At 66.6% G+C, this 8,380-nt stretch carries 10 protein-coding genes; 8 read left to right on the forward strand and 2 right to left on the reverse strand.

The window, feature by feature from the left end; genetic code table 11:
• Window positions 1-3 precede the first annotated feature (3 nt).
• The 5 genes from EPO55_RS10950 to EPO55_RS10970 all read left to right on the forward strand — a co-directional run bounded on the left by EPO55_RS10950 (window position 4) and on the right by EPO55_RS10970 (window position 3,762).
• Window positions 4-495 carry a potassium channel family protein gene (locus tag EPO55_RS10950; RefSeq protein ID WP_296336810.1) on the forward strand — a complete coding sequence of 164 codons (492 nt, stop codon included), beginning with the start codon at window positions 4-6 and terminating at the stop codon, window positions 493-495.
• A gap of 81 nt (window positions 496-576) precedes the next feature.
• A complete protein-coding gene (locus tag EPO55_RS10955) occupies window positions 577-1,788 on the forward strand; it encodes a pyridoxal phosphate-dependent aminotransferase (RefSeq protein ID WP_296336811.1) in 1,212 nt (403 codons plus the stop codon).
• A gap of 7 nt (window positions 1,789-1,795) precedes the next feature.
• Window positions 1,796-2,569 carry an ABC transporter ATP-binding protein gene (locus EPO55_RS10960; protein ID WP_296336812.1) on the forward strand — a complete coding sequence of 258 codons (774 nt, stop codon included), beginning with the start codon at window positions 1,796-1,798 and terminating at the stop codon, window positions 2,567-2,569.
• On the forward strand, window positions 2,566-3,363 hold the full coding sequence (locus tag EPO55_RS10965) for an ABC transporter permease (protein ID WP_296336813.1): 798 nt from the start codon (window positions 2,566-2,568) through the stop codon (window positions 3,361-3,363). The genes EPO55_RS10960 and EPO55_RS10965 overlap by 4 nt, the downstream gene beginning before the upstream one ends.
• Window positions 3,364-3,381: 18 nt before the next feature.
• The gene (locus tag EPO55_RS10970; protein ID WP_296336814.1) at window positions 3,382-3,762 is read left to right on the forward strand and encodes a hypothetical protein; all 381 of its coding nucleotides are present in this window, start codon (window positions 3,382-3,384) and stop codon (window positions 3,760-3,762) included.
• Between the two features lie 7 nt (window positions 3,763-3,769).
• On the opposite strand, the gene mepA is transcribed toward EPO55_RS10970, so the two are convergent.
• Window positions 3,770-4,600 carry a penicillin-insensitive murein endopeptidase gene (gene mepA, locus EPO55_RS10975; protein WP_296336815.1) on the reverse strand — a complete coding sequence of 277 codons (831 nt, stop codon included), beginning with the start codon at window positions 4,598-4,600 and terminating at the stop codon, window positions 3,770-3,772.
• Between the two features lie 37 nt (window positions 4,601-4,637).
• On the opposite strand from mepA, the gene EPO55_RS10980 reads away from it, so the two are divergent.
• Genes EPO55_RS10980 through EPO55_RS10990 form a run of 3 tightly spaced genes read left to right on the forward strand, consistent with a single transcriptional unit; the run spans window position 4,638 to window position 7,647 of the window.
• Window positions 4,638-5,447, forward strand: coding sequence for an enoyl-CoA hydratase/isomerase family protein (locus EPO55_RS10980; protein ID WP_296336816.1), 810 nt, complete (start codon window positions 4,638-4,640; stop codon window positions 5,445-5,447).
• Between the two features lie 11 nt (window positions 5,448-5,458).
• On the forward strand, window positions 5,459-6,298 hold the full coding sequence (locus EPO55_RS10985; RefSeq protein WP_296336818.1) for a TauD/TfdA family dioxygenase: 840 nt from the start codon (window positions 5,459-5,461) through the stop codon (window positions 6,296-6,298).
• A gap of 35 nt (window positions 6,299-6,333) precedes the next feature.
• On the forward strand, window positions 6,334-7,647 hold the full coding sequence (locus tag EPO55_RS10990; RefSeq protein WP_296336819.1) for a hemolysin family protein: 1,314 nt from the start codon (window positions 6,334-6,336) through the stop codon (window positions 7,645-7,647).
• 3 nt (window positions 7,648-7,650) lie between these two features.
• On the opposite strand, the gene EPO55_RS10995 is transcribed toward EPO55_RS10990, so the two are convergent.
• Window positions 7,651-8,380 (reverse strand): penicillin acylase family protein (locus EPO55_RS10995; RefSeq protein ID WP_296336821.1); only part of this gene is annotated, 730 nt, incomplete at its 5' end.

Here is an 8,380-nt window from a genome sequence, read left to right on the forward strand (position 1 = left end):
GGAATGGCCGTTGCCCGTCAGGTGCCGAACATTGATCATGTGACGATGTTCGCCAATCTCGCGCTTGCGACCTTCATGGTCAGCCTCACCGTGTCCATTCATCTCGGCGGCCTGCTCGGCCTGCTGTGGATCCTGCGCGACCGCGCCCACCGCTTCCGTGCCCACGAAAGCCGTCCCGCCCAGCTCGGAGTGATCCTGTTCGTCGTGCTGGGCCTCGTCGCCATTCATAGCGTCGAGATCTGGCTCTACGGAGCCGCGTTCTGGGTGATCGGCGCCGTCAATGATTTCGAATCGGCGCTGTACTTCTCGACCGTGACTTTCACCACGCTCGGTTACGGCGACATCGTGCTGGACGGCAAGTGGCGGCTGTTTGGCGCCATCGAGGCCGGCAACGGGCTGATTCTGTTCGGCTGGTCGACGGCGTTCCTGCTCTCCGTCACCAGTCGGCTCCGGATGCTCGAGCACGATTGGCTGGAGGACCCCGACGGCCGCTGAGGTGCCGCAATCAAGGCGCCTATGAGAAAGTCTAGGTCTGTCCGGCTGGCATTGCCGGGAACGATGCGCTAGTCGGAGACCATGCAGACCGACAATCGTTTCCTCCCGCCGGGCCTCACAGCGTCGCTGAGCGGCCCCATCGGGAACTTGCCCGAATCGCCGATCTCCGACGTTGCCATGAGCGTGTTCGGCGATCCCGACGTCGTGCCGCTGTGGTTCGGCGAGGGCGATCTGGTGACGCCCGACTTCGTGCGCGACGCGGCGGCCCGGGGCCTGCAGGCGGGCGAGACTTTCTATACGTGGCAGCGTGGCATTCCCGACCTGCGGGCCGCGCTCAGCGCCTATACCGAGCGGCTCTACGGCATCAAATGCCCGATCGACCGCATCAGCGTCACCACCGGCGGCATGCAGGCGATCCTGCTCTCCTGCCAGATGCTGCTCGATCCCGGCGACAACGTCGTGATCGTCTCGCCGATCTGGCCCAACATAACCTCGGCCACCAAGCTGATGCGCGGCGTGCCGAAATACGTGGCGCTCGACCGCACCACGCTCGGCGGCTGGAAGCTCGACCTGCAGCGCGTGTTCGACGCGGTGGACGAGCGCACGCGGGCGATCTTTGTCAACTCGCCGGGCAATCCGACCGGCTGGGTGATGTCGTCCGACGAGCAGCGCGCGCTGCTGGAATTCGCCCGCAAGCGCGGCATCTGGATCATGGCCGACGAGGTCTATGCCCGGCTGATCTACACCAAGCGTCCCGACGGGCGGCAGGTGGCGCCGTCGTTCCTGGAGCATGCCAGGCCCGACGATCCGCTGATCGTGCTCAACAGCTTCTCCAAGCCGTGGGCGATGACCGGCTGGCGGCTGGGCTGGCTCACGCACCCGGCACAGCTCGGCGACCAGATCGCCAAGCTCGTCCAGATCAACACCTCGGGTGCGCCGGCGTTCCTGCAGCGAGGCGCGGTCGCGGCGATCGAGAAGGGCGACGATTTCGTGGCGCAGATGGTCGAGCGCTGCCGTGCCGGCGGCGAGCAGGTATTCCAGCGCCTCTCGGGCCTGCCCAAGGTCACCATCGCGCGGCCGGAAGCGGCGTTTTATGCCTTCTTCTCGGTGGATGGCGTCGAGGACACCATGGCCTTCTGCAAGAAACTCGCGAAGGAGCACAAGGTGGGGCTGGCGCCCGGTGAGGCCTTCGGTCCGGGCGGCACCGGCAACATCCGCCTCTGCTTCGCCTCCGGCGCCGAGCGGCTGAGCAAGGGCCTCGACCGCATCGAAGCCGCGATCAAGGCGCTATGATGCCGTCATGCCCGACAGCCCCTCCCTCAATGTCCGGCACCTGCGCAAGGTGTACGGCGAGATCGTCGCAGTCGATGATCTGACCTTCACGGTGCCGCGCGGCACCGTGCTCGGGCTGTTGGGCGGCAACGGCGCCGGCAAGACCACGACCATCGCCATGCTGCTGGGGTTGCTCGAGCCGACGGCCGGGCAGATCGAGGTGCTGGGCATCGACATGCTGAAGCGACGCTACGCGGCGCTGCCGCGCATGAACTTTTCGTCGCCCTACGTCGACCTGCCGCATCGCCTTACGGTGCGCCAGAACCTCGCCTTCTACGGCAGGCTCTATGGCGTGAAGGATCTGAGCGTCCGGGTGATGGAAATCGCCGAACGCATGCAGATCGCCGAGTTCCTCGATCGTCCGTCCGGCAAGCTCTCGGCCGGGCAGAAGACGCGGGTGGCGCTGGCCAAGGCGCTGATCAACCGGCCCGACGTGCTGCTGCTCGACGAGCCAACGGCCTCGCTCGATCCGGATACCGCCGACTGGATGCGCAGCTACCTCAAGGAATATCAGGGCGAGACCCACGCAACGATCCTGCTCGCCTCGCACAACATGAGCGAGGTCGAGCGGCTGTGCGACGACGTGATCCTGCTGCAGGCCGGCCGCGTCTTCGAGCGCGGCAGCCCGCGCGAGCTGATCGAGCGTTTCGGACGCGAGGACATGGAGGAGGTGTTCCTCGACATGGCGCGCGGCCGCGGCCGAGGCCTAGATGCGCTGAAGAAGGGCGAGGCGGCGCAATGAGCGGCTCCATCGAACGCATCTATGCCCTGGTGATGCGCCATGTCTGGATCTGGCGCAGCTCGGTGATGCGGCTGGTCGATTCGATCTACTGGCCGGCGGTGCAGATGGTGATGTGGGGCTTCATGACCCAGTACCTGCTGCCGCAAGCCTCGTTCGTTGCCCAGGCGGCAGGCGTACTGCTGTCGGGCCTGCTGCTGTGGGAAGTGGTGGTGCGCGGCAACCTCTCGCTCTCCATCGCTTTCCTCGAGGAGATGTGGTCGCGCAATCTCGGCCATCTGTTCGTGAGCCCGATCCGATCCTGGGAGATGGCGACCGGCATCATCATCGCAGCCCTCCTGCGCACGCTGCTGGGCCTGGTCCCGGTGTCGCTGATGGCCTGGGTCTTCTTCGGCTACAACATCTACTCGCTCGGCCTGCCGTTGGTGGCCTTCTTCGCCATCCTGCAGATGTTCTCCTGGTCGATCGGGCTTGCCATGTCGGGGATGATCATGCGGGTCGGGCAAAGCGCGGAAAGCTTTGCCTGGGCGGCCGTCTTCATCCTGATGCCGGTGAGCGGCGTCTATTATCCGGTGTCGGTGCTGCCGCAATGGCTGCAGGTGATCTCGTGGGGGCTGCCGCCGGCCTACATTTTCGAGGGCATGCGCGCGATCCTGTCGGAGAAGACCGTGCACTGGGACATGCTCGCCATCGCCTTCGGCCTGTCGGTGGGCTACCTGGTCGTCGGCTTCCAGATATTTCAGTGGTTCTTCCGCGCCTCCAGGCGCGCCGGTACGCTGCTGGACCAAGGTGAATAGAAGAGGAAGAAGCAAGCGATGACGACCCGGACACTGTGCTTCGTTCTGCTCGCCTCGGGTGTGGCCGCCTGCACCACCACTGGCCTTACGAGCAAGCCTCAGCCGAATCCACCGATCTGGTCGGCGGCCTACAATGTTCCCTACACGGTCATGACGAACTGCCTCGCCGCGCGTCCCATCGGCGGGTTCACCGGAGTCCCGCGAATCCAGGCCGAGGATGGCGTGGCGACGGTGACGCTCACGCTGGGCGATGGCACGCAGATGGCCATCAACTACATCATACGGCGAACCGGCAGCGGCGCGAGCGTGGTGGAATGGCGGCGCTCGTTGACGGTCGGTGGATGGGAGCCGATCGACTCGGAAGCCCACGCCCGAGCTGACGCCTGCGGGAGCCCTTGATCCGCGCTCAGCGCGCGTTCAGCACTTGCTGGCAGGCCGGCGGCAGCTTCGGCCGATAGGGCTTTACCGGAGTACCGGGAGGCGGCGGCGTGATCGGCGCCTTGCGGAACCACGAGTCGAGGGCCTCGCCGCACCCGTCATCGTCCGAGTAGGTGGCCTGCGGCTGGCATTGCGGATTGCCCGGCGGGCAATGGAGCCGGACGTGGAAATGCTCGTCGTGGCCGTACCAGGGCACGAGTTTGCGCAGCCAGGCGCGATTGCCCGTGGCGGTGTTGCAGACTCGTTCCTTGATCCACTTGCTCACGAACATGCGGTCGACGCCCGGCGTGCTCGCCGCCATGCGCAGCAAGGCCATGTGCTGGTCGGTGAATACCGCGTCGTCGATGCCGCCGTCGTCGGCGCGTACCAGCGAGCGCAGCCTCGGGTTCTCGCGGTCGGCCGGCGCCCGGCGCGCGCCGGGCTGGCGCTCGAACCAGATGTCGACGTCGAGGCCGACCTGGTGGCTGGCGTGGCCGAAACTCATCGGACCGCCGCGCGGCTGGCCGATGTCGCCGATATAGAGCTGGCTCTGCCCTGCGGCGCGCACCTGGTCGGAGAAGCGCTTGATGAAGTCGAGGGTGACGGGGTGGCCCCAGTTGCGATTGCGGCTGAGGCGGATCGCTTCGTAGCCCGGCCCTTCGGTGGGCAGGGCCTGCGCGCCCTGGATGCAGCCCGCCGAGTAGAATCCGATGACCTGGGTCGGGCCGGGCGACGGCGTCGACACCTGGCTCCATTCCTGTGCCGAGGCGGAGGAAATCATCAGGATCGCTGCGAGCAGCGGAACCACGAAACGCGTCATCTTGTTGCCCGCATACCCGCCCGGTAAGACATTAACCATGATCGGCCGAGTCTACACCACGATCGACCTGTCGCGCGACGGCGCGGTGGCGCATCTCAGGCTGAACAGGCCTGAGCGGCGCAACGCGCTCACCCACGACATGATGCTCGAACTGGAGGATGCCTTCGCCCGGGTGCGCGACGATGCGACCTGTCGCGTGCTGGTGCTTCGTGGCACCGGCGGACATTTCTGCGCCGGCGGTGATCTCGACGCCATGGCCGACATGCCGCCGACGCCGGGCAAGGGTGCCAAGGATCCACTGGTGCCTGCGTACCGCCAGTTCGGCGATGCGCTGCTCGCCCTCGATGCCCTGCCGCAGGCCACCATCGCGGTGGTAGAGGGCTCGGCAGTGGGCGGCGGCTTCGGCATGGCCTGTTGTTCGGACGTGGTGATCCTGCACGACAGCGCCAGGTTCGGCCTGCCCGAGCCCAAGGTGGGCTTCATCCCATCACAGGTCATCCCGTTCGTGGTCCGCCGCCTGGGCGAGGGGCCGGTGCGCGACCTTGCGGTTACGGGACGGGTGATCGACGCCACCGAAGCCCATCGCCTGGGGATCGGGCGCTACCTCTGCTGCAGCGCGGCGGAAATCGATGCGACCCTCGGGGCTCTGCTCGACGATATCCAGAAGATGGAGCCGCAGGCGCTGGCGACCGCCAAGCGTCTGGTGCTGGCCTCCGCCACGGGGGATGATCGGGCAGTGCTCGACGACGCGGCGGAAAGCCTGGTCGGCCTGTTGCGCCGTCCCGAGGCAGCGGAGGGCATCAGGGCCTTCAAGGCCAAGACGCTACCCGGTTGGACGAAGCGTTGAGCGGAGGAGACATGATGCGCAACTACCGCCACATCGAGGTGCGGCCGATCGCCGGCGCGCTGGGCGCTGAGGTTCTTGGCGTCGATATTTCGCGGACGCTCGACGACGAGGTCGCAGCCGAGATGCGCCAGGCATTCCTCGACCATCTCGTCATCTTCCTGCGCGACCAGAAGGCAACGCCGCACCAGCAGCTCGCCTTCGCTCGCAAGTTCGGCGATCCGATCGAGTACCCCCAGCTGAAAGGCTTGCCGGAATTGCCGATGATCACGGCGGTCGTGAAGCTCGAACACGAGCGCAACAATTTCGGCGGCATCTGGCATTCCGACACGACCTACCTGGCGGAACCACCGATGGGCAGCATGCTGCTGGCGCGCGAGGTGCCGCCCTACGGCGGCGATACGATGTTCGCCAACCAGTATCTCGCCTACGAGGCACTGTCGGACGGGCTGAAGCGGACGCTGGAAGGCCTTGTCGGGGTCAGCTCTTCGATCAAGGCCGAGGTCACCAAGACGCGGGAGGACCGCATGAAGGCGGCCGGCGTCGAGCACAAGACCTTTTCGGCCGAACACCCGATCGTGCGCACCCATCCCGAGACCGGTCGCAAGGCGCTGTACACCAGCGAGGCACACACCGCGCACATCAAGGACTGGACCGAGAAGGAGAGCCTGCCGCTGCTCCGTTTCCTGTGGGAGCATCAGGTGCGGCCGGAGTTCACCTGCCGCTTCCGCTGGGAGGTGGGGTCGGTCGCCTTCTGGGACAACCGGGCGGCGATGCACAACCCGATCAACGATTACCACGGCCATCGCCGCGTCATGCATCGCATCACCCTGGCCGGGAACAAGCCGCGTTAGAGCCGGGCCGGGCGGCATCTGCAGGAGAATAGGGCATGTTCGAATTCGGCGGCCTGTTGGCCGTTTTTCTGCTTGTTGCCGCCAACGGATTCTTTGTCGCGGCCGAATTCTCGCTCGTCGCCGTCCGTCGTAGCCGCGTGGTCGAGCTGGTTGCCGACGGAAGGATGAACGCCAAGGCGTTGGAGCGCGCGCTGGAAAATCTCGACTCCAATCTCGCCGCCACCCAGCTCGGCATCACCATTTCCTCACTGGCGCTGGGCTGGATCGGCGAGCCGGCGATCGCCCGCCTGATCGAGCCCGTGCTGGCCGGCAGCTTCGGGTCGCTGGTCGGTATCAGTTCCTATGCCATCGCGGTCGCCCTCTCGTTCGTCCTCATCACCGCCCTGCATATCGTGCTGGGCGAGCTGGCGCCCAAGAGCCTCGCTCTCCAGCGCAGCGAGGGCACGGCGCTGTGGGTGGTGCGGCCGCTCGGCCTGTTCCGCTGGCTGCTCAGTCCTGCGATCACCGTTCTCAACGGCCTCGGCAATCTCGTGCTTCGCCTGTGCGGCCTGCAATCCGGGACGGGCGAGGCCTCGCTGCATTCAGCTGGCGAGCTGAAGCTCCTGGTTACCGAAAGCCAGGAGGCGGGCCTGCTGCAGGAGACACAGCAGGAAGTCGTGGTGCGGGCGCTCGACATCGGCAACCGTCGGATCGGCGACATCATGACGCCGCGCACCGAAGTCGACTGGATCGACGCCGACGACGATCGCGAGGAGGTCCTGAAGACCATCCTCGAGAGCCGGCACGAGCAACTCCTGCTCGCGCGGGGCGGCATCGACGAACTGCTGGGCGTGGTGGCGAAACGGAACCTGCTGGGCCAGGTGCTGGGCGGCGGGGCGCTCGATCCGCTGGCCGTGGTCGGTCAGCCGCTCCTGGTTCACGAGACCATGCCGATCTTCAAGGTGCTGGAGCAGTTCAAGCAGGCGCCGGTCCGGCTGGTGGTGGTCGTTGACGAATATGGTGGGCTGGAAGGGATCGTCACTCAGTCCGATCTGCTGGAAGTGCTGGCCGGCGATCTGCCGGACCTCGACGGCGGGCAACCCGATATCGTCGAGTGCGACGACGGCGCATTCCTCATCGACGGCATGGCGCCGGCCCACGACATCTTCGATCGGCTCGGCTGCAAGCTGCCGGACAAGGTCCGGTTTCATACAATCGCGGGCTTCGCGCTGGGCGAGTTCGGCCGTCTGCCCAAGGCGGGCGAGTCGTTCACGTACCAGGACTGGCACTTCCAGGTCGTCGACATGGACGGCCGGCGCATCGACAAGCTGCGGGTGAGCCGGCCTCAGCCATCCGCCCCGCCGGCGTGAGCGTCAGCGCGACGGCGGCGCCAGTGTCAGCGTGCCGATGGCGGTACGGGCGGCCTCGGCGCGGGTGCCGCTGATCTCGATGTAGCGCAGCGCCTGCCAGCGATCGACGAAGTTGCGCGCCCACGGCGACAGCATGTTGCCCGATTGGCCGAGTGGAATGGCGAAGCGGCTGTTGTCGAGGTCGGCAAAGTCGTAGACGGCGCGATAGCCGGCGCCGTGCACGGCATCGAAGGGCCGCGGCCCGCGATATGAGGGTTGGGCCCGGTTCAGGGTCTGCGCGCCGCCGTCGGACGGGAAGCGCACCGAGGCGAGGTCGCGCAGCAGCGGTACGCCATCGAACAGCGGGTGGCGATGGACCGCGAGATGCGCGCGACCCCACTGCCATTTGTCGGGGTCGGCACCCTGTTGCTGTGCGATGCCGTCGAGCGCGCGGTCGAGTGCCTGCGCGATCGCATCGTCGCAGGTCTCGGTGACGCGCGTGCCGCCGTCGTCGCACCAGCCCGGTTGTTCGCGCAGGATGCGCGTCATCAGCGCCACGTTGGGCGCGGCGAGGGACTTGTAGAGTTCGTCGCCCAGTTCGTCGGCAAGCAGGCCGCGCTGCAGTTCGGTAATCCAGGCCGTGTAGATCAGCGGCTCCGGCCGGCTCGTCAGCATGAAGTGGTTCCATTGCCCCAGCAGGGCATGGACCCTGGCGGCCCGCTGGTTGCGCGGCGCCGATTTCAGCAACAGCGGC

Origin of the sequence: Reyranella sp. (genome assembly GCF_004296935.1) — a bacterium.
Classification (GTDB): Bacteria; Pseudomonadota; Alphaproteobacteria; order Reyranellales; family Reyranellaceae; genus Reyranella.

What these genes read in the sequence shown, in the direction of transcription:
- EPO55_RS10950 (WP_296336810.1), top strand. Translation starts at nt 4, where the DNA reads ATGGCCGTTGCCCGTCAGGTGCCGAACATTGATCATGTGACGATGTTC.
- EPO55_RS10955 (WP_296336811.1), top strand. Translation starts at nt 577, where the DNA reads ATGCAGACCGACAATCGTTTCCTCCCGCCGGGCCTCACAGCGTCGCTG.
- EPO55_RS10960 (WP_296336812.1), top strand. Translation starts at nt 1,796, where the DNA reads ATGCCCGACAGCCCCTCCCTCAATGTCCGGCACCTGCGCAAGGTGTAC.
- EPO55_RS10965 (WP_296336813.1), top strand. Translation starts at nt 2,566, where the DNA reads ATGAGCGGCTCCATCGAACGCATCTATGCCCTGGTGATGCGCCATGTC.
- EPO55_RS10970 (WP_296336814.1), top strand. Translation starts at nt 3,382, where the DNA reads ATGACGACCCGGACACTGTGCTTCGTTCTGCTCGCCTCGGGTGTGGCC.
- mepA (WP_296336815.1), bottom strand. Translation starts at nt 4,600, where the DNA reads ATGACGCGTTTCGTGGTTCCGCTGCTCGCAGCGATCCTGATGATTTCC.
- EPO55_RS10980 (WP_296336816.1), top strand. Translation starts at nt 4,638, where the DNA reads ATGATCGGCCGAGTCTACACCACGATCGACCTGTCGCGCGACGGCGCG.
- EPO55_RS10985 (WP_296336818.1), top strand. Translation starts at nt 5,459, where the DNA reads ATGATGCGCAACTACCGCCACATCGAGGTGCGGCCGATCGCCGGCGCG.
- EPO55_RS10990 (WP_296336819.1), top strand. Translation starts at nt 6,334, where the DNA reads ATGTTCGAATTCGGCGGCCTGTTGGCCGTTTTTCTGCTTGTTGCCGCC.